The sequence below is a fragment of the Pseudoflavonifractor sp. AF19-9AC genome (assembly GCF_003478995.1).
GTDB lineage: Bacteria > Bacillota > Clostridia > Oscillospirales > Oscillospiraceae > Lawsonibacter.
In genome coordinates this window covers 101,638-119,326 of record NZ_QUGI01000007.1, presented here as the reverse complement: position 1 = coordinate 119,326, position 17,689 = coordinate 101,638, and the positions used below count along the sequence as shown (strand labels likewise).

Here is a 17,689-nt window from a genome sequence, read left to right as displayed (position 1 = left end):
GGCTTGTCTTTTTTATAGACAGAACAGAAACGAGGCTCCCCCGCTGAAACGCGGGGGAGCCTCGCTGCATGTTGGAAGATACGTTCAGGACAGCTGGAACTGTCCGGTGTAGAGCCGGTAATAACGGCCCTGCTTTTCCAGCAGCTCCTCGTGGTCGCCCTTTTCCTCGATTTCCCCGTGCTCGATAACCACAATGCAGTTGGAGTTGCGCACGGTGGACAGGCGGTGGGCAATGACGAACACCGTCCGGCCCTCCATGAGGGCGTCCATGCCCTTCTGGATGAGCGCTTCGGTACGGGTGTCGATGGAGGAGGTGGCTTCGTCCAGAATCATCACCGGCGGGTCGGCTACGGCGGCCCGGGCGATGGCCAGCAGCTGACGCTGGCCCTGGGAGAGGTTGGCGCCGTCCCCGGTGACCATGGTCTGGTAGCCGTTGGGCAGGCGGCGGATGAAGGAGTGGGCGTTGGCGCTCTTGGCGGCGGCAATACACTGCTCGTCGGTGGCGTCCAGCCGGCCGTAGCGGATGTTGTCCATGATGGTGCCGGTGAAGAGGTGGGTGTCCTGGAGCACCGCGCCCAGGGAGCGGCGCAGGTCATCCTTCCGGATGGACTTCACGTCGATGCCGTCGTAGGTGATAAGGCCGCCCTGAATTTCATAGAAACGGTTGATGAGGTTGGTAATGGTGGTCTTGCCCGCGCCGGTGGAACCCACAAAGGCGATCTTCTGGCCGGGGTTGGCGTACACGCTGACGTCGTGGAGGATCTGCTTGCCTGGGACGTAGGAGAAGTCCACGTGGGAGAAGCGGACGGCGCCCTTCAACTCGGTGTAGGTGAAGTCCTCGCCTTCCTTGCAGCGCACCGCGCCCCGGATGGGGTGCAGACCCACGGTGCCGTCGGGGCCGGGGTACTTCCAGGCCCAGCCGGTGTTGGGACCACCCTGGTCGGAGTCCCGGGGCAGCTCCACCGCCGTCTTGTCCGGCAGGTTCAGCACCCGCACCAGCTCCATGGGACAGCTCTTGGGTACCTTCCAGGCCCAGGTGCCGGTGCGGCCCTCCTCAAAGGGGATGGGGATGAGCAGACCGTTTTCCTTCCGGGCGCGGACCAGGGTGATGGAGCCCTCGTCCACCTCGGGCTGGGTGTCCATGACCTCGAAAATACGCTCGGCGCCCGCCAGAGCGGACAGGAGGGTGGTCATCTGCTGGGAGATCTGGTTAAGGGGCTGGCCCACCTGCTTGGAGTAGTTGAGGTAGACCACCAGACCGCCCAGATCAAAGCCCTGGAGGACGGACAGCAGGCCGCCCACCGCGGAGGTGAGAGCGTAGCTGATGTTCATCAGATTGCCGGAGACGGGCATGATCATGGTGGAGTAGAAATTGGCCTTCTGGGCGGCATCCCGGTAGGCCTCGTTGAGCACCTTGAAGTCGGCCTTGGCCTGCTCCTCATGGGTAAAGGCCTTGACAACCTTCAATCCCTCGATCATCTCCTGGATGTTGCCGTTGACCTGACCCAGAGCGGACTGCTGCTGCTGATAGTAGCGGCGGCTGCGGCCACCCAGCTTCTTGAAGAGGGTCATGGTGAGGACCAGAATGAGGGCGGTGACGATGAACAGCTTCCAGTTGATGAAGAGCATCATGGCCACCAGACCCACGAACATGAGACAGCTGGAGCACATGGAGACTACGCTCTGCTCCAGGGCCAGCTGTACGTTGTCTGCGTCATTGGTGAAGCGGCTCATGAGTTCGCCGTGGGGGTGCTTGTCAAAGTAGCTCAGAGGCAGGCCCTGGAGCTTGTCGAAGAGGTCGCTGCGCAGACGGTTGACGCCCCGCTGGGCCAGGCGCACCATGGCGGCCGACTGGCAGTAGGTGGCCACACAGCCGATGAGGTAGACGCCGATGAGCTGGAGGATGGCCAGAGCCAGACCGGCAAAGTCAGTGCAGCCCGACCAGATGAAGTTGTTGATGATGCCCCGCATCATATAGGAGCCGCCGATGTTGGAGCATACGGAGACAAGCAGGCACAGCAGAACAAACAGCAGCGGCAGCTTGCTCCGGGTGAGGTAGCCCACCAGACGGGAAATGGTTTTGCCCAGATTCTTGGGCTTCTGATAGCCCCCGCGGGGGGCGTGGTTGGGTCCCGGCATTATTCCTGCACCCCCTGTTGCTGAGATTGATAGATTTCCTGATAGATTTCGTTGCTGGCCAGCAGCTCCTCATGGGTGCCCTGACCCACAATGTGGTCGTCATCCAGAATGAGGATCTCATCGGCGTACTGGACCGAGGAGATACGCTGGGCGATGATGATGACGGTGGTGTCCTTCAGGTTCCGGGCAAAGGACTCCCGGATGGCGGCCTCCGTAGCAGAGTCCACGGCGGAGGTGGAGTCGTCCAGAATGAGGATGGCGGGCTTTCGCAGCATGGCGCGGGCAATGCAGAGCCGCTGCTTCTGGCCGCCGGAGACGTTGACGCCGCCCTGGTCCAGGTAGGTGTCAAAGCCGTCGGGGAAGGACATGATGAAGTCGTAGGCCTGGGCGTCCTTGGCCGCCTGGATGATCTCCTCCTCGGTGGCGTCGGGGTTGCCCCAGAGGAGGTTTTCCCGGATGGTGCCGGTGAAGAGGACGTTGGTCTGGAGCACCATACCGATGCGGCTGCGCAGCTCCTCCAGAGGGTAGTCCCGCACATCCACTCCATCCACCAGCACCTGTCCGCCGGTGACGTCGTAGAAGCGGGGGATGAGGTTCACCAGGGAGGATTTGCCGGTGCCGGTGCCGCCCACGATGGCCACAAACTGGCCGGGCTTAACGGTAAAGCTGATGTGGGAGAGCACGTCGTCGCCGCTGCCGGTGGTGACGTACTTGAAGGAGACGTCCCGGAACTCCACCTGGCCACGGGGAGCGGGAAGCTGGGTCTGAGCGGCGCTCTCCTTGTCCTCCACGGAGGGCTCGGTGTTCAGAACCTCGTTAATTCGGTGGGCACAGGCCTGGGCACGGGAGAGCTGCAGAAGGGACATGGCCACCATCATGACGCTCATGAGGATCTGGAAGATGTAGTTGATGAAGGCCTGCAGCTGTCCCAGATCAAAGGTGGCGCCCATGACCATCCGGCCGCCGAAGTACAAAACGACCACGGTGGCGCCGTTCATGGCCAGCATCATCACCGGCAGAATGGCGATGACCCGCATACCCACCGCCAGGGCGGCGTCCATCAGGTCGTCGTTGGCCTTCTTGAACTTCTTGCGCTCATGGTCCTCCCGGACGAAGGCCTTCACCACCCGAATGGCCACCAGGTTTTCCTGAAGGGTGTTGTTCAGACCATCGATCTTGGTCTGCATGATCTCAAAGAGCTTGGTGCACATCTTCATCAGAATGCCGATAACCAGCACCATCAGGGGGATGACCACCAACAGGATCAGGGCCAGCCGGGCGTTAAGAGAGACGCTGATGATGACGGCGGCCACCAGCATCACTGGGGCACGGACCAGCATGCGAAGGCCCATGGCCAGCATCATGGTCATGGCGTTGACGTCGTTGGTCATGCGGGTGATGAGGGAGGCGGAGGAGAAGCGGTCAATGTCGGCAAAGGAAAACTCCTGCACCTTGTCAAAGAGGCACTGACGCAGGTTGCCGCCGAAGCCCTGGCTGGCAAAGGCGGCATACTTGGCCGCCAATACACCGCAGAGCATGGAGATTCCGGCCAGGAGCAGCATAACAGCGCCCATCTGGAAGATATACTGCACGCTTCCCGAGGGAATGGCCGTGTCCACAATTTCAGCCATGACCAGGGGGAGCAGCAGCTCACAGATGACCTCCAGAATGATGAGAATGGGCGCCTTGACGGCGTCCTTCTTGTAGCCCTGGAGGTGGGTCATAAACAGGGAAAACAAGTCAGGGTTCCTCCTTCTTTGCGGGTGATTTGGGCTCGTCGCCCAGAAGGTTGCGGAGCATTCGCTGTCGGAAGGCCAGCAACTGCTCCTGCTCGGCGGGCGTGAAGCCGTCCAGCATGCGCCGGGAGACCGACTCCAGCGCGTTCTGGCAGGCCGCTACCGCCTGGTGGCCCTTCTCGGTCAGCAGCACCTGGTTGCGCCGGGCGTCGCCTGGGCCGGGCCTGCGCTGGACGTAGCCGCCCTTTTCCAGGGATTTTAGTGAGTTTGCCACGGCGGCAGGGGAGATATGCAGAAGCTCGGCCAGCTCCCGCTGGGCGTGGCAGAAGCCGTCCGCATCCTCCTGACAGGAGCCGTGGAGAATGGCCAGCAGCATGGGGTGTCCGATTTCGCCCAAGCCTGCCGCAGCCAGCTCCGCCTGTACCGCGGCGCGGTGGGCCTGATTAAGCTGCCGGGTGAGCAGCTCCATCTCACGGGGAGATACCATTGATGCCCCTCCTTTCTTGGATGATGGAAAATGGGTTCTTTTTAAAATGTTAACCCATTAACGGTTAATGCGTGAACCATTTTAGCATCGGAGGGGAGAAAGTCAAGAGCTTCCCGTCGAGGTTCAAAATTTGTTTACACTTTTTGCCGGAGTGACCAAAGTGAGCTGAAATTTTAACTGCCCAGCTGGCATGATTTAGGTTGACAAGGAGGGGAAGCTCTGGCAACATGGAGACAGACAAACAGCGCTGCCCGGCGGGGCGGAGAGAAGGAGGAACACCATGGCTTTCACCATTTTGACCCTGATGGAGAACCACACCGGACGGGATGATCTGGCCTGTGAACACGGCCTGAGCCTGCTTGTTGAGGGAGCGGGCCGCCGGGTGCTGTACGACACCGGAGGCTCTCCACGTTTTTTGCAGAATGCGGGCACTCTGGGGGCGGATCTGGCGGACCTGGACGCGGTGGTGTTCAGCCACGGCCACTATGACCATACCGGGGGCGCCGCCGCTCTGCTGATGCAGAACCGGCCGCCCAGAGGGGTCTGGCTGGGACGAAACTTCTTCCAGCCCCGTGTGGGCAAGGAGGAGGACGGCCTGATGGACATCTCCCCCCTGCTGGAGGAGAGCTGGATGACCCGGGTCGGGATTCCCTGCCATGTGGTGGGGGAGAAGCCGGTGAAGCTGTCGGAGGGCATGTGGCTGGTTTCCGGATTCACCCAGGGGGAGCCGGTGGAGACGCCGTCCCCTCGGCTGCTGCGCCGCCGAAACGGCCATTTGGAGGTGGACACCTTTGAAGAGGAGGTGGCCCTGGTGCTGAAGACCCCCGCTCATCTGGTTCTGGTGTCCGGCTGTTCCCACGTGGGGGTGCTGAACATGTGCCGCCGGGTGGAGGAGCTGTTCGGACGGCCGGTGACCGACTTTGTGGGCGGCACCCACCTGATGAACGCCGGAGACGAGCGCATTGAGGCCACCTGCCGCCTGCTGAAGGAGCGGGGCGTGCGCCGGCTGGGTGCCTGTCACTGCAGCGGAGAGCGGGCCGGCGCGTACTTTGAGGCCAATTTCCCCGGTTTCTTCCGCAACAATGTGGGAACTCGAGTGGTCATTGAGGACTGAAATAAAAGGCAGCCGGCTAACAGGCCGGCTGCCTTTGTTGCTTGTCGTTCCGTTTTTCTAAGAGGAGGCGGAGGGTCAGCAACCCCAGCAGTCCACCGTCCCCCGGCCCAGACAGGTGCGGCAGTCCTGCTCGCCGCTGCCCCGGCAGCGGGAGCAGTCCTCCCATACCCGGCCACGGTCGCCCGTACCCACACCGTCGTAGAGGGGAGTGCTGAGGTCCAGTTCGTACTCGCCCCCCGCACCGCCGCAGTAGGAGCAGGTAACACGGCCATCCCCGCCGCACTCAGAGCAGTCTAACTCTCCCGCGCCGAAGCAGGCTGAGCAGGTCCGCTCCCGGTCGGAGGTAATGATGTCGGAGCCGCCAGTAGAGCCCCCGTTCCCGGAGTTGGAGGAGGGTCTGTTCCCTGTGCCGCTGCCGCCGCTCTGGGCGGGCTGGTCCTCGGAGGCGGGCAGGCCGGTGATACCGCAGGAGGCGGCTGTGGCGGGAGTGTCGGAGAGAATATGGCGGGTGTGGGTCACGTGGGACACGTCCCAGCCCGAGGCGTCCAGGGAGGACAGCCGGGGGCACAGGGAAAACATGCCCGCCATGGCGGTGACGTTGGAGATGTCCCAGTTCTTCACGTCCAGTGTTTCCAGGGACTGACACTCGCAGAACATATAGCTCATCACTGTGGCACTTCCCGTGTCAAAGCTGCTTACGTCCAGGGAGGAGAGGGACTTGCAGCCGGAGAACATGCCCAGCAGATTAGTGACCCGGGCGGTGTCAAAGCCGGAGACGTCCAGTCCGTCCAACTTCTCGCAGTAGTTGAACATGGTGCTCATGTCCGTGACCTGGGCAGTATCAAAGCCGGAGACATCCAGCTCCTCCAGGGCCTGGCAGTAGTCGAACATGCTGCTCATGGTAGTGACCTGGGCGGTGTCAAAGCTGGAGACATCCAGCTCTTCCAGGCTGCGGCAGTCCTGGAACATGGACTGCATGGAGGTGGTGCCCTCCGTATGGAAAGCGCCGTTGAAGCGGATGGCCTCCGCGTTCTCATAGCCCAGGAACAGGCCGGTGCAGTCCTCGGGGGCGGCCATTCCTCCCGGGGCCGCGATGAAAAGATCATAGCGCTCTCCGTTCTCCTCCGTCCAGGCCTGGACGGAGCCGTCCTTGCCCGCGGAGACGTCCCAGGCCCCCTCTGGCAGGTTCTCCAGACTGTCCAAAAAGGTGACGGAGGCCACCTGTCCCCGGGTGACCGGCCCGCCCAGAGCTGACCAACTGGGGGCATCGGAGGAGGAGTCCTCCTGGGGCGGGTCGGCCATGAGGCGGTTGTCCCGCCAGTCTGCCGTAGTGATGGAGTGGGAGCTCCACGGGGCGGACTGGCTGCTCCCCGGGGCTCCGGAGGCGTCGGAGGAGGCGGCGTCCGGCCAAAACAGGCGCAGGCCGGCAAAGCCCGCTGCAGCCAGGGCCAGCACCACCAAAAGGGCGGTCACTCGGTTCATGGAGCGGCGGGCGGCGCCTCCGCCGGCGGGGGCGGTCCGCCAACCGCACTGATGGCAGAAGCGGGCGCCCTCTGCCAGTTCGCTGCCGCACTGGGGACAAAAGCGGGGCTGCGAGTGGTCAGGGGGAACGGCTGCGCCGCAGCCGGGGCAGAATTTGGCGTTGTCGGGCATGGATTCGCCGCAGCGGTGACACGGTCTGCTGCTCATAGTGGCCCTCCTTGTAAAAATAATGGGGTCCTATACCTCCATTTTACATGCTTTCAGATGGAATGCAAGGAATTTTCCGCGGGTCGGCTGCTCACCCCGGGGCAGGCATGAAAAAAGTGCCGCCCAATGGGCGGCACTGGAAAAGCAAAGGGAAAACTCAGCGCTTGGAGAACTGGGGAGCGCGACGGGCAGCCTTCAGGCCGTACTTCTTACGCTCCTTCATACGAGGATCGCGGGTCAGGTAACCGGCGCTCTTCAGAGCGGGACGGAACTCCTCGTTGACCAGCAGCAGAGCACGGGCGATGCCGTGACGGATGGCGCCGGCCTGGCCGGTGACGCCGCCGCCGGTGACGGTGGCAACGATGTCCACCTTGCCCAGCTGCTCGGTGGCAACCAGGGGCTGACGAACGATGAGCTTCAGGGTCTCCAGACCGAAGTACTCGTCAATGTCGCGGCCGTTGATGGTGATGGCGCCGGTGCCGTTCTGGAACAGGTGCACGCGGGCCACAGAGGACTTCCGGCGGCCGGTGCCGTAGAAATAAGGCTTCTTGCTCTTATACATGATTCAAATCCTCCTCTTACTCGGCGGCCCAGACTTCGGGCTTCTGGGCGGCATGCTCATGCTCGCCGCCGCGATAGATGTGCAGGCGAGTCAGGGAGTCCTTGGTGATGATGTTGCGGGGCATCATGCCGCGGATGGCCAGCTTCATGGCCAGCTCGGGCTTGCTCTGCATCAGGGTGCGGTACTTGACTTCCTTCAGACCGCCCACCCAGCCAGAGTGAGTACGATAGTACTTCTGGTCCAGCTTCTTGCCGGTGAGGACAGCCTTCTCGGCGTTGATGACGATGACGTAGTCGCCGCAGTCGGCGTGGGGGGTGTATTCGGGCTTCCGCTTGCCGCGCAGCAGGTCGGCGGCGAGAGCAGCGGTCTTACCCAGGGGCTTGCCGGCGGCGTCCAGGACGTACCACTTCCGCTCGATGTTCCCCTTGTTGGCCATGAATGTGGACATAGGTGAAACCTCCATTTTCCTCTACTTATCTCAACCAATTCGGTTTGTGATAAAAATAGTATGCCTCCGCACTGTACAAGCGGAGCGTTTTGTATTATAGTACGGGGGTGGCCTGGTGTCAACGGAATTTTTGATTTTTTTCACCTGAGATTCTGAAAACTCTCGTTTTCTCCCGAATGCTCATAAATACTCTTGAAATCTAACTTTCGATTTTCGTTTTTGAACAAAGAAAATTCGGGGAAATGATGCGGAAAACCAGAGAAAAGTGGGGCTCCGGCAAAGATTTTTCCCTATTTTCTCCCGAAGGAGGCGTACAATGAATAAGATTCTCTCTCTTGTCCGACGGTGCGTGGAGGACTATGAGATGATTGCACCAGGGGACCGGATTGCGGTGGGGGTATCTGGGGGCAAGGACTCCCTGATGCTGCTGGCCGCTCTGGCCAAGCTGCGGGAATTTTACCCCATTCCCTTTGAGGTGGAGGCCATCACCCTGGATATGGGCCACGCCGATGGCCGGTCAGGGATGGACTTTACCCCCATTGCCCGGTTCTGTGAGGAGCTGGGAGTGCCCTATACCATATTAAATAGTGAGATCCACCACATCATCTTTGATGTGCGCCGGGAGAAAAATCCCTGCTCCATGTGTGCCAAGATGCGCCGGGGCGCTCTGCACAATGCCATGAAGGAACGGGGACTGACCAAAATCGCCCTGGGGCACCACTATGACGACGCCATCGAGACCTTTTTTATGTCCCTGATTTTTGAGGGGCGCTTGTCCTGTTTCCAGCCGGTGACCTATCTGGACCGCACGGATATTACCCAGATCCGCCCCCTGCTCTACTGCGGGGAGAACCTGATCCGCCACACCGCCCAGCGCCTGGAGCTGCCCGTGGTGGAAAACCCCTGCCCCGCCAACGGCAACACCAAGCGCCAGGAGATCAAGGAGCTCATCTATGAGCTCCAGGGCCGCTATCCCGGCCTGAAGGCCCGGGCCTTTGGCGCCATGCAGCGCCTGCCCCTGCCGGAATGGGGGCCGGTGGAGCACCGGAGACGTCCTCTGCCCGAGGAACTGGAAGAGGATTGAGCGGTCCCCCTTGCAACTTTTTGGGAAACCAGATATAATATTTGGGCCAACTTGAGAAATTGACAGCGGAAAAGAGGAATTGCCGTGAAATTAGGTATCGTGGGTCTGCCCAACGTGGGCAAGAGCACCCTGTTCAACGCCATTACCAACGCCGGCGCCGAGAGCGCCAACTACCCCTTCTGCACCATTGACCCCAACGTGGGCATGGTGGCCGTGCCCGACTACCGCCTGGACAAGCTCAGCGAGATGTATCACCCCAAGAAGACCACTCCGGCCGTCATTGAGTTTGTGGACATCGCCGGCCTGGTGAAGGGCGCCAGCAAGGGCGAGGGCCTGGGCAACAAGTTTTTGGGCAACATCCGTGCCACCGACGCCATTGTCCATGTAGTGCGGTGCTTTGACGACGACAACGTCATCCACGTGGAGGGTTCCACCGATCCCATCCGGGACATTGACACCATCGACCTGGAGCTGGTGATGGCCGACCTGGAGATGGTGGAGCGGCGCATCGACAAGGCCAAGAAGGCCGCCAAGGGGGACAAGAAGTTCCTGCAGGAGGCCGCCGACTTCGAGGGCCTGCGGGATTGGCTCAACGACGGCAAGTCCGCCCGCTCCTACCAGGCGGTGGACATCGCGGAGGAGTACCCCGACTGTGAGCTGCTGACCCTGAAGCCGGTCATTTACGCCGCCAACCTGGACGAGGACGGCTTTTCCGACCCCCACGGTGTGGACTACTATAAGCAGGTGGAGGAGCGGGCCGCCGCCGAGGGCGCCCAGGTCATCCCCGTGTGCGCCAAGCTGGAGGCGGAGATCGCCCAGCTGGAGCCCGAGGAGAAGCAGATGTTCCTGGACGACCTGGGGGTGGCGGAGTCCGGTCTGGACCGGCTGGTGAAGGCCAGCTACACCCTGCTTGGTCTCATCTCCTACCTCACCTCCGGCGAGGACGAGTGCCGGGCCTGGACCATCAAGAAGGGCACCAAGGCTCCCCAGGCTGCCGGCAAGATCCACTCCGACTTTGAGCGGGGCTTCATCCGGGCCGAGGTGGTGTCCTATGAGGATCTGATGGCCTGCGGCACCATGGCCGCCGCCCGGGAGAAGGGCCTCATCCGCTCCGAGGGCAAGGAGTATGTGGTGCAGGACGGCGACATCATTCTCTTCCGCTTCAACGTGTAATAGTCTGTGCAACAAAGCAGGAAACGGGGCGGCGTGCTGGCCCGTTTCCTGCTTCCTGAATTTTGGGGAGGAACGTTGTGAATATCTATCTGGATCTTTTCTTCACCTTTGCAAAGATGGGAGTTTGTACTTTTGGCGGAGGCTACGCCATGCTGCCCATCCTCCAGCGGGAGGTTGTGGACAAGAAGGGGTGGGCCACGGAGGAGGAGCTGGTGGATTACTACGCCATCGGCCAGTGCACCCCGGGCATCATCGCGGTGAACACCGCCACTTTTATCGGCCACAAATACCGGGGCTGGCTGGGTGGCGTGGTGGCCACCATCGGCCTGGTGTTCCCTTCTCTTGTGATCATTACCGCCATTGCCGCCTTCCTGAGCAACTTTGCGGATATTCCCACAGTGCAGCACGCCCTGGCGGGCGTCAACGCCTGTGTGGTGGCCCTCATTGCCTCCAGCGTGGTGAAGCTGAGCAAGACCACCGTCAAAGATGTGCTGACGGCGTGTATCTTTGTGGTGGTGCTGGTTCTGGCCTTCTTTGTGGGATTGTCTCCGGCGCTGCTCATTGTGGGAGCTGGCCTGGTGGGCTATGTGACCCGGCAGCTGCTGAAGCTGGGGAAAGGAGGGAGCGCAGCATGATTCTGCTCCGTCTGTTTTATGAATTTGCCAAGGTGGGACTGTTTGCCGTGGGCGGCGGTCTGGCCACCGTGCCCTTTCTCCAGCACATGGGTGAGGTTACCGGCTGGTTTACCGACGCAGAGCTCACCACCATGATCGCTGTCTCCGAGTCCACCCCCGGCCCCATGGGGGTGAACATGGCCACCTATGTGGGCTTCTCCACCAGTGGAATTCCCGGGGCCATTGTGGCGACTCTGGGACTCATTACCCCCTCCATTATTGTCATTCTCATCATTGCCGGTTTTTTGCAGAAGTTCCGCAGCTCCAAGGCAGTGGAGGCTACCTTCTACGGTCTGCGTCCCGCCTCCACGGCCCTCATTGCCTCGGCGGGGCTGTCGGTGGCCGCCTCGGTGCTGGTGACGGTGGAGGGGCTGGAGGAGCACGTCCTGGTGGCCCACTGGCCCGCCATTGTTTTGGCTGTGGTCATCTTTGTGGCCATGAAGTGGACCCCCATGAAAAAGCTCCACCCCATCGTTTTTATCGCCATCGCCGCGGTGGTGGGTGCGGTCTTCCAGTTTTAATGGGATAGAAAAAACGCCTGCTCAAAAGAGCAGGCGTTTTTGTATGTAGGATGGAAGAGCACCTCAGTAGCGGCGCACCACCGCCACCACCTTACCCAGAATCTCGGCATTGGTACCGTCAATGGGCTGGTAGTCGGGGTTTTCCGGCAGCAGCCAGGTATGGCCGTCCCGGCGCTGGAGGGTTTTCACCGTGGCCTCGTCCTCAAAGAGGGCCACCACAATTTCCCCGTTGTGGGCGTCCTGCTGGCGGTGGACCACCACCAGATCCCCGGGGAGGATGCCGGCGTTCAGCATGGATTCGCCCCGCACCCGGAGGGCAAAGTGCTCGCCGCTCAGGCCGTCGGTGTCGAAGGTGAGGTAATCTTCAATGCACTCCTGGGCCAGAATGGGGGAACCGGCGGCCACGTTGCCCAGAATGGGCACCTGATTGGCGTGGGGGTTCTCCTCCTCCGCCACGCCGCCGAAGGGGACGCCGGGGAGGGTAATGGCCCGGGTCTTGCCCTCGGCCTTCACAATGACGCCCGCTTCCTCCAGACCCTTCATGTGGAAGTGGACGGTGGAAGGGGACTTCAGTCCCACTGCCGCGCCGATTTCCCGGACGGAGGGGGGATAGCCGTGGTCAGAGGTAAAGGCGAGGATGTAGTCGTAGATCTGCTGCTGCTTGGCGGTGAGCTTGGCCATAGCGTATAAACTCCTTTCGAAGGGGAGGAGAATATCCTAGTGTTGGGTGCATTATACCATACATCCCCAGAAATGTCAAACAAACGTTCCAAAACTGCACAAAAAAACGTCCCCCAAACCGGGGGACGTTTTCTTACAGCTGAGGAGCGGAGGCCTGCTGTGCCTGGAGGCGGAAGCCGTAGAAGCGGGCCCGGGAGACCTCCTGATAGGGGGTGAGCCACAGGTCCAGTGGCAGGGTGAGCGCGGTGGACAGGGCAAAGGCCATCAGGCTGTTGGCCACCAAATAGATCCACACCGCCAGATCCGCGGACTCTAGGGTGGCGATGGCCTGGGACAGGCCGCTGTACCAGAAGGTAAAGCCGTAGGCCGCTGCCATGAGCAGCCAACGAAGGAGCACCCAGCCCCAGAAGGACAGCTCCAGCTTAAATAGCTCCCACTTCCAGCCCTGCATCAGCTGGGCACTGCGGCGCACAGCGGCGCCCGCCCCGTCGTCCGGCCGGTCGGCCAGCAGGTAGGGGGCCAGGGCATAGCGGAGGGAGACCGTCAGCAGGGCTGCCGCCAGCACAAGCAGCAGGATCGTGGTGGTCAGGAAGGGAGGGGCCATAAGAGTCAGGGGGACAAGCAGGGAAACGATGAGGCAGACGCCCAGAAGCCGGACGAGGATGAAAAGACGCATGAGAATGACGCGCCCCGCCACGGAGAAGCCCTGGATGAGGGCGCCCGGGCCCGGGTTCAGCCTCCGGCTGGCCCACAGGGCCCACAGAGTGTAGCCAAAGGCCACCACCGTGCCGTACAGAGCCAGCAGCAGGGACAGAAACATCGTCACCGAGCTGGCCCCATATTCAGAGCCGGCGGGCAGGGGGATGAGGCTGCACAGGATGGATACCCCTGCGGTCATAAGAATATAAAGGAGGGTGACAACCCGGAAGTTGGGACTGGGAAGGCCCATATCCTCTCTGGCTTGGCGTTTGAGCCCTCTGCGGTCAATACCCATGTGTGAAACTCCGATCCTAGTAGTAGTGAGGTGGGAAAGACACTCAGCCGTCCCACTTGTCCATGACCTGGCGCAGCTGGTCCGCCAGCTTGGCCAGGTCCTTGTTGGGCCGGCCCCGGCTGCGGCTGATGAGCAGCTCCAGCTCCTTGGCCACGTCCTGAAGCCGCATGAAGGCGGGGGAGGTGGCGGAGGCGCCGAAGGTCTTGGGCTTGGTCTCCAGCACCACGCCCTTGGCCAGCATACGTCCCTGGGCCAGGTCGTAGACCTCCTCATAGAGGGGGGCGTGGGCGGGAATGTTCAGGTCGTTGAGGGTTTGGGCAAACACCTCGGTCACCGGGGCGTCGCCGTGGACCACAAAGACCTGCTGGGGCGCGGGAGCGAAGTGCCGCACCCAGTCGATGAGGTGATCCCGGTCGGCGTGGGAGGACAGGCCCCTGAAGTTGACGATGCGGGCCCGGACGGCGATCTCCTCGCCGAACAGCTTGACGGTCTTGGCCCCGTCCAGCAGACGGCGGCCCAGGGTGCCCTCGCCCTGGTAGCCCACAAAGACCACTGCGCACTCCGGACGCCACAGGTTGTGCTTCAGGTGGTGGCGGATGCGGCCCGCGTCGCACATGCCGGAGGCGGAGATGATAATCTTGGGGGTCTTGTCCATGTTCAGGGCCTTGGACTCCTCGGTGGACTGGGTGAGGGTGAGGCCGGGGAAGGTAAAGAGGTTGTCGCCCCCCTGGAGGACGGCGATGGCCTCTTCATCCAGGTAGCCGTGGAGGTTGCCGGAGTAGACCCGGGTGGCCTCGGCGGCCAGGGGGGAGTCCACGCAGACGGTGAAGTTGGGGACGCTCTTCACCAGTCCCTCGGACTTGATTTCCCGTAGGAAGTACAAAAGCTCCTGGGTACGGCCCACGGCGAAGGAGGGGATGATGATGTTGCCCCCCTTGGAGAAAACGTCGTCAATGAGGGCGGCCAGGGCATCCACATAGCTCTCAGGGGGCTCGTGGTTGCGGTCGCCGTAGGTGGACTCCATGACCACATAGTCGGCCTCGTCCACATACTGGGGGTCCCGGATGATGGGCTGGTCCACGTTGCCCAGGTCACCGGAGAAGACGATCTTCTTGGAGACCTCCCCCTCGGTCATCCAGATCTCCACCGTGGAGGAGCCCAGCAGGTGGCCGGCGTCGTTGAAGCGCACCTCTACCCCGGGGAAGAGCTCAAAGCGTTGCCCGTACTCCACGGTCTGGAGCTGCTGTATGGCGGCCTCGGCGTCGGCCACGGTGTACAGAGGTTCCACCTCAGCCCGGCCAGCGCGCTTGCCCTTCTGGTTCTGCCACTGGGCGTCGCTCTCCTGGATGTGGGCAGAGTCCCGGAGCATAATGGACAGCAGCTGCCCGGTGAGGCGGGTGGTGTAGATGGGGCCGGTGAAGCCCTCCTTCACCAGCAGGGGCAGGCGGCCCGAGTGGTCGATGTGGGCGTGGGTGACCAGCACGCAGTCGATGTAGCCCGGGGCGAAGTCCAGGGCGTTGTCGTCGTGCTCATCCCGGCCCTGCTGCAGGCCGCAGTCGATGAGAATTTTTTTGCCGTTTACCTCCAGGCAGTGACAGCTGCCGGTGACCGCGTGGGCCGCGCCGAAAAAGCTTAGCTTCATATGGAAACGCCTCCTCTGGTAAATGGTACAAAAGTTGTCTCTATTGTACACCACAAAGGGCAGCAATTCCACAGCAAATTGTGAACAATGGCAAAAAGGTTACAGCAGGCCGAAATGTTTTAGGGCGGTGACGATCCCGTCCTCATCCACGGTGCCGGTGACGTAGTCGGCGCCCTGGCGCACTTCCTGGCTGGCGGTGCCCATGGCCACGCCGATGCCCGCGTGGCGCAGCATGGATAGGTCGTTCTCCCCGTCCCCGAAGGCCATGGACTGCTCCAGGGGGATGCCCAGGAAATTCAGAATGGCCTCCATGCCCTGGTCCTTTCCGCCGGAGGTGGGAATGACGTCCAGAAACTCCGGGTGCCAGCGGGTGGTCTTCACGTGGGGGGCGCGGCTGAGGAGCAGGTGCTCATTCTCCCGGGTGAGGAAGGTGACCGCCTGATAAAGGGGCTTGCCCAGGGCCTCCCTGGGGTCCCTGACGGGTGGCATGTCCAGATTCAGATCTCCCATAAACCGGCGGGTGAGGTCGTTGACCAGGTTGAGGTAGATGTCCTTCTCCTCCAGAAAGAGACAGGAGAAGGCGCCGTCCCGGGCGGCGGACACCAGCTCCTCCACGGCCTGGGGCTCCATAGGAGAGCTGTGCACCACCTGGTCCCCCACGGTGCACAGCTGACCGCTGAGGGTCATGTACCCGTCAAAGGGGAAGAGGGAGCGGACGTTGCCGATCATGGCGGGGTGGCGGCCGGTGGCCAGAAAGAGCTTGATTCCCTGGGCACGCAGCTGATGAAGGGCGTCCACCACGGCAGGGGAGACCTGGTGGGTTTGAAAACTGACCAGGGTGCCGTCCACATCGAAAAAAATGGCTTTTGTCATTTTGGTTCCTCCTGCCGGCGGAGAACAGGCCCGCCGGTAATATGCGCCCTTATTGTACAACACCCTTTGGCATATTTCCATGTGCGAATTGGACAATCCCGGAGGAAAAAGGGGGGACAGGCCTCCACAAAACCGCCCTTTTGGGAAAAAGTTTCACGTCTTTTCCGTCAGCCTCGTCCATAGAATGGACTGAGACAGAAGGAGGGAATAGCATGGCATACGAGGAACTGCGGGCCCCGGGGGAGCACCGGATTGTGCTGGAGGACCGGGAGCAGCTCACCATTTCCGGCGTGGAGGAGGTGGAGAGCTTTGACGAGAACACCATCCTGCTCACCACCGCCCACGGAGATCTGGAGATCCAGGGGGAGGGGCTGCACATTGAAAAGCTGTCCCTGGACGGGGGCGATCTGAAGGTGGAGGGACAGGTCAGCGCCCTCATCTATCAGACGGAGCGACGGGAGCGGGGCGGACTGTTCAGCCGCCTGTTGGGCGGATGACGGTGGATGTGGCGGCCCAGTGGGCGGCGCTGTGCCAGGCCCTGGGCATTGGAGCGGGGCTGGGCGTACTGTACGACCTGTTCCGCATTTTGCGGGTGCGGGTGCGGCGGAAGCTGCTGGAGCCGGTGCTGGACCTGCTGTTCTGGCTGGTGGTGGGGGCGGCGCTGTTCCTCTGGTCCCAGGGGGCCTGGGGGGGAGAGGTGCGGTTTTATGGGGCCCTGTTCTGCCTGCTGGGAGGAGGAGCCTATTTCTGGCTGCTTAGCCCGGTTTTTCTTTGGATCGGTTATCGCCTGGCCGATCTCACCACCCTGCTTTTGGGAATTTTGACCTTACCGCTGCGGGTTTTCCGGGGCATTTTGAAAAAAATCAGAAAACTTATGAAAAACACCTTCCTTTCTGCGGAGAAATGGTATAAAATAAAGCGGAAAACCAAGGCGATGGAACAGGCCGTCCTGCGCCGCAGCGCCAGAGAAAGGAGCGAGAGGGACCATGCGCTTCAAACGCGCCAGCTTTTTAACCAAAATTGTAGTGCTGGTTCTGCTGATTTATCTGGCCACTTCTCTGCTGGACCTGCGGGGACAGATTCAGTCTCTCCAGGGCGAGCTAAGCGGGAAGGAGCAGCAGGTGGCCGATCTGCGTCAGGAAAACGAGGAAAAGTCCTACGCCATCGAAAACAGCGACGACCCCGAGGTCATTGAGGAGGTCGCCCGGGAGAAGGGCTATCAGGACAAAAACGCAGTGTTGTACATCGACGTGGCAAATTGAGGACACAGCCCGGTCGGCGGAGTGTGTGCGCCGGCGGGAGAAATTAACAAGGGAGGATACAGCGCTCAGTGAGTGAGATCAGTGTTGGGTCCATTTTGGACGGAAAGGTTACGGGAATTACAAAATTTGGCGCCTTTGTGGCTCTGCCGGAGGGTAAGTCCGGCTTGGTCCACATTTCGGAGATTGCCTACTCCTATGTCAATCAGGTCTCCGATCACCTGAAGGAGGGACAGGAGGTCAAGGTCAAGGTCATCGGCATTGACCAGTCCAACCGCATCAATCTGTCCATTAAGCAGGTTACTCCTCCCCCTCAGCGGACCCCGCGGCCCGCGGGCGGAGGGCGGCCCCACCAGGGCGGCGGCCCCAGACCCATGGGTTATGTCCGTCCCGCGCCCAAGGAGCCCACTGACTTTGAGGACCGGCTCAAGCAGTTTATGCAGTCCTCTGACAGCAAGCTGTCTGAGCTGCGCTACATTGAAAAGAAGGGCGGCAACCGCCGGGGCGGCGGCCGTCGGTAAATCCAACCCCCAAAGGGCTGCCGCCGTGGGCGCGCAGCCCTTTTTTTGCAAAAAAAAGACGCCCCGAGGGGCGCCCGCGCCAAAGGCGCGCA

General features: G+C 61.6%; 18 protein-coding genes. 8 read left to right on the top strand and 10 right to left on the bottom strand.

Annotated elements, in window-relative coordinates:
- Positions 1-84 precede the first annotated feature (84 nt).
- The 3 genes from DWX58_RS12400 to DWX58_RS12390 are packed head-to-tail and all read right to left on the bottom strand — an operon-like array spanning position 85 to position 4,362.
- A complete protein-coding gene (locus DWX58_RS12400; RefSeq protein WP_118644285.1) occupies positions 85-2,139 on the bottom strand; it encodes an ABC transporter ATP-binding protein in 2,055 nt (684 codons plus the stop codon).
- Positions 2,139-3,878 (bottom strand): ABC transporter ATP-binding protein, encoded by a 1,740-nt coding sequence (locus DWX58_RS12395; protein WP_118644283.1) that lies wholly within the window; start codon positions 3,876-3,878, stop codon positions 2,139-2,141. Before DWX58_RS12395 ends, DWX58_RS12400 begins: the two co-directional genes overlap by 1 nt.
- Before the next feature lies 1 nt (position 3,879).
- The gene (locus tag DWX58_RS12390) at positions 3,880-4,362 is read right to left on the bottom strand and encodes a MarR family transcriptional regulator (RefSeq protein WP_118644281.1); all 483 of its coding nucleotides are present in this window, start codon (positions 4,360-4,362) and stop codon (positions 3,880-3,882) included.
- Between the two features lie 280 nt (positions 4,363-4,642).
- On the opposite strand from DWX58_RS12390, the gene DWX58_RS12385 reads away from it, so the two are divergent.
- Entirely contained in the window at positions 4,643-5,476 is an 834-nt protein-coding gene (locus tag DWX58_RS12385) for an MBL fold metallo-hydrolase (protein ID WP_118644279.1), read from the top strand.
- Positions 5,477-5,551: 75 nt separating this feature from the next.
- On the opposite strand, the gene DWX58_RS12380 is transcribed toward DWX58_RS12385, so the two are convergent.
- The 3 genes from DWX58_RS12380 to rplM form a co-directional block, all read right to left on the bottom strand.
- Positions 5,552-7,165: a BspA family leucine-rich repeat surface protein gene (locus DWX58_RS12380; protein WP_118644277.1), complete on the bottom strand. Its 1,614-nt coding sequence runs from the start codon at positions 7,163-7,165 to the stop codon at positions 5,552-5,554.
- Between the two features lie 157 nt (positions 7,166-7,322).
- Complete coding sequence (rpsI, locus tag DWX58_RS12375) at positions 7,323-7,727, bottom strand: 30S ribosomal protein S9 (RefSeq protein WP_118644275.1); 405 nt, start codon at positions 7,725-7,727, stop codon at positions 7,323-7,325.
- Positions 7,728-7,743: 16 nt separating this feature from the next.
- Positions 7,744-8,175, bottom strand: coding sequence for a 50S ribosomal protein L13 (gene rplM, locus DWX58_RS12370; RefSeq protein WP_118644273.1), 432 nt, complete (start codon positions 8,173-8,175; stop codon positions 7,744-7,746).
- A gap of 316 nt (positions 8,176-8,491) precedes the next feature.
- Between rplM and DWX58_RS12365 the strand changes: the two genes are divergently transcribed.
- The 4 genes from DWX58_RS12365 to DWX58_RS12350 all read left to right on the top strand — a co-directional run bounded on the left by DWX58_RS12365 (position 8,492) and on the right by DWX58_RS12350 (position 11,627).
- Positions 8,492-9,259, top strand: coding sequence for an ATP-binding protein (locus DWX58_RS12365; RefSeq protein ID WP_118644271.1), 768 nt, complete (start codon positions 8,492-8,494; stop codon positions 9,257-9,259).
- Positions 9,260-9,343: 84 nt separating this feature from the next.
- Positions 9,344-10,432 carry a redox-regulated ATPase YchF gene (gene ychF / locus DWX58_RS12360; protein ID WP_118644269.1) on the top strand — a complete coding sequence of 363 codons (1,089 nt, stop codon included), beginning with the start codon at positions 9,344-9,346 and terminating at the stop codon, positions 10,430-10,432.
- 77 nt (positions 10,433-10,509) lie between these two features.
- Positions 10,510-11,067 carry a chromate transporter gene (locus DWX58_RS12355; RefSeq protein WP_118644267.1) on the top strand — a complete coding sequence of 186 codons (558 nt, stop codon included), beginning with the start codon at positions 10,510-10,512 and terminating at the stop codon, positions 11,065-11,067.
- Entirely contained in the window at positions 11,064-11,627 is a 564-nt protein-coding gene (locus DWX58_RS12350) for a chromate transporter (protein WP_118644265.1), read from the top strand. Before DWX58_RS12355 ends, DWX58_RS12350 begins: the two co-directional genes overlap by 4 nt.
- Positions 11,628-11,690: 63 nt before the next feature.
- On the opposite strand, the gene lexA is transcribed toward DWX58_RS12350, so the two are convergent.
- The 4 genes from lexA to DWX58_RS12330 all read right to left on the bottom strand — a co-directional run bounded on the left by lexA (position 11,691) and on the right by DWX58_RS12330 (position 15,817).
- Positions 11,691-12,308: a transcriptional repressor LexA gene (gene lexA / locus DWX58_RS12345; protein ID WP_118644263.1), complete on the bottom strand. Its 618-nt coding sequence runs from the start codon at positions 12,306-12,308 to the stop codon at positions 11,691-11,693.
- Between the two features lie 133 nt (positions 12,309-12,441).
- The gene (locus tag DWX58_RS12340; protein ID WP_118644261.1) at positions 12,442-13,302 is read right to left on the bottom strand and encodes a DUF975 family protein; all 861 of its coding nucleotides are present in this window, start codon (positions 13,300-13,302) and stop codon (positions 12,442-12,444) included.
- Positions 13,303-13,345: 43 nt separating this feature from the next.
- A complete protein-coding gene (locus DWX58_RS12335) occupies positions 13,346-14,944 on the bottom strand; it encodes an MBL fold metallo-hydrolase (RefSeq protein WP_118644259.1) in 1,599 nt (532 codons plus the stop codon).
- Between the two features lie 99 nt (positions 14,945-15,043).
- Positions 15,044-15,817: a Cof-type HAD-IIB family hydrolase gene (locus tag DWX58_RS12330; RefSeq protein WP_158579284.1), complete on the bottom strand. Its 774-nt coding sequence runs from the start codon at positions 15,815-15,817 to the stop codon at positions 15,044-15,046.
- Positions 15,818-16,029: 212 nt separating this feature from the next.
- Between DWX58_RS12330 and yabP the strand changes: the two genes are divergently transcribed.
- From yabP to DWX58_RS12315, 3 genes are all read left to right on the top strand, one after another.
- On the top strand, positions 16,030-16,314 hold the full coding sequence (gene yabP, locus DWX58_RS12325) for a sporulation protein YabP (protein WP_118644255.1): 285 nt from the start codon (positions 16,030-16,032) through the stop codon (positions 16,312-16,314).
- Positions 16,315-16,803: 489 nt separating this feature from the next.
- Complete coding sequence (locus DWX58_RS15710; RefSeq protein ID WP_243093482.1) at positions 16,804-17,079, top strand: septum formation initiator family protein; 276 nt, start codon at positions 16,804-16,806, stop codon at positions 17,077-17,079.
- 68 nt (positions 17,080-17,147) lie between these two features.
- Positions 17,148-17,597, top strand: coding sequence for a S1 RNA-binding domain-containing protein (locus tag DWX58_RS12315; RefSeq protein ID WP_118644251.1), 450 nt, complete (start codon positions 17,148-17,150; stop codon positions 17,595-17,597).
- Positions 17,598-17,689 lie beyond the last annotated feature (92 nt).

Coding starts and splice junctions, on each gene's coding strand:
- yabP (WP_118644255.1), top strand. CDS start 16,030: ATGGCATACGAGGAACTGCGGGCCCCGGGGGAGCACCGGATTGTGCTG.
- DWX58_RS12365 (WP_118644271.1), top strand. CDS start 8,492: ATGAATAAGATTCTCTCTCTTGTCCGACGGTGCGTGGAGGACTATGAG.
- rpsI (WP_118644275.1), bottom strand. CDS start 7,727: ATGTATAAGAGCAAGAAGCCTTATTTCTACGGCACCGGCCGCCGGAAG.
- DWX58_RS12400 (WP_118644285.1), bottom strand. CDS start 2,139: ATGCCGGGACCCAACCACGCCCCCCGCGGGGGCTATCAGAAGCCCAAG.
- DWX58_RS12385 (WP_118644279.1), top strand. CDS start 4,643: ATGGCTTTCACCATTTTGACCCTGATGGAGAACCACACCGGACGGGAT.
- DWX58_RS12335 (WP_118644259.1), bottom strand. CDS start 14,944: ATGAAGCTAAGCTTTTTCGGCGCGGCCCACGCGGTCACCGGCAGCTGT.
- DWX58_RS12390 (WP_118644281.1), bottom strand. CDS start 4,362: ATGGTATCTCCCCGTGAGATGGAGCTGCTCACCCGGCAGCTTAATCAG.
- DWX58_RS12330 (WP_158579284.1), bottom strand. CDS start 15,817: ATGACAAAAGCCATTTTTTTCGATGTGGACGGCACCCTGGTCAGTTTT.
- DWX58_RS12350 (WP_118644265.1), top strand. CDS start 11,064: ATGATTCTGCTCCGTCTGTTTTATGAATTTGCCAAGGTGGGACTGTTT.
- DWX58_RS15710 (WP_243093482.1), top strand. CDS start 16,804: ATGCGCTTCAAACGCGCCAGCTTTTTAACCAAAATTGTAGTGCTGGTT.
- DWX58_RS12340 (WP_118644261.1), bottom strand. CDS start 13,302: ATGGGTATTGACCGCAGAGGGCTCAAACGCCAAGCCAGAGAGGATATG.
- rplM (WP_118644273.1), bottom strand. CDS start 8,175: ATGTCCACATTCATGGCCAACAAGGGGAACATCGAGCGGAAGTGGTAC.
- lexA (WP_118644263.1), bottom strand. CDS start 12,308: ATGGCCAAGCTCACCGCCAAGCAGCAGCAGATCTACGACTACATCCTC.
- DWX58_RS12380 (WP_118644277.1), bottom strand. CDS start 7,165: ATGAGCAGCAGACCGTGTCACCGCTGCGGCGAATCCATGCCCGACAAC.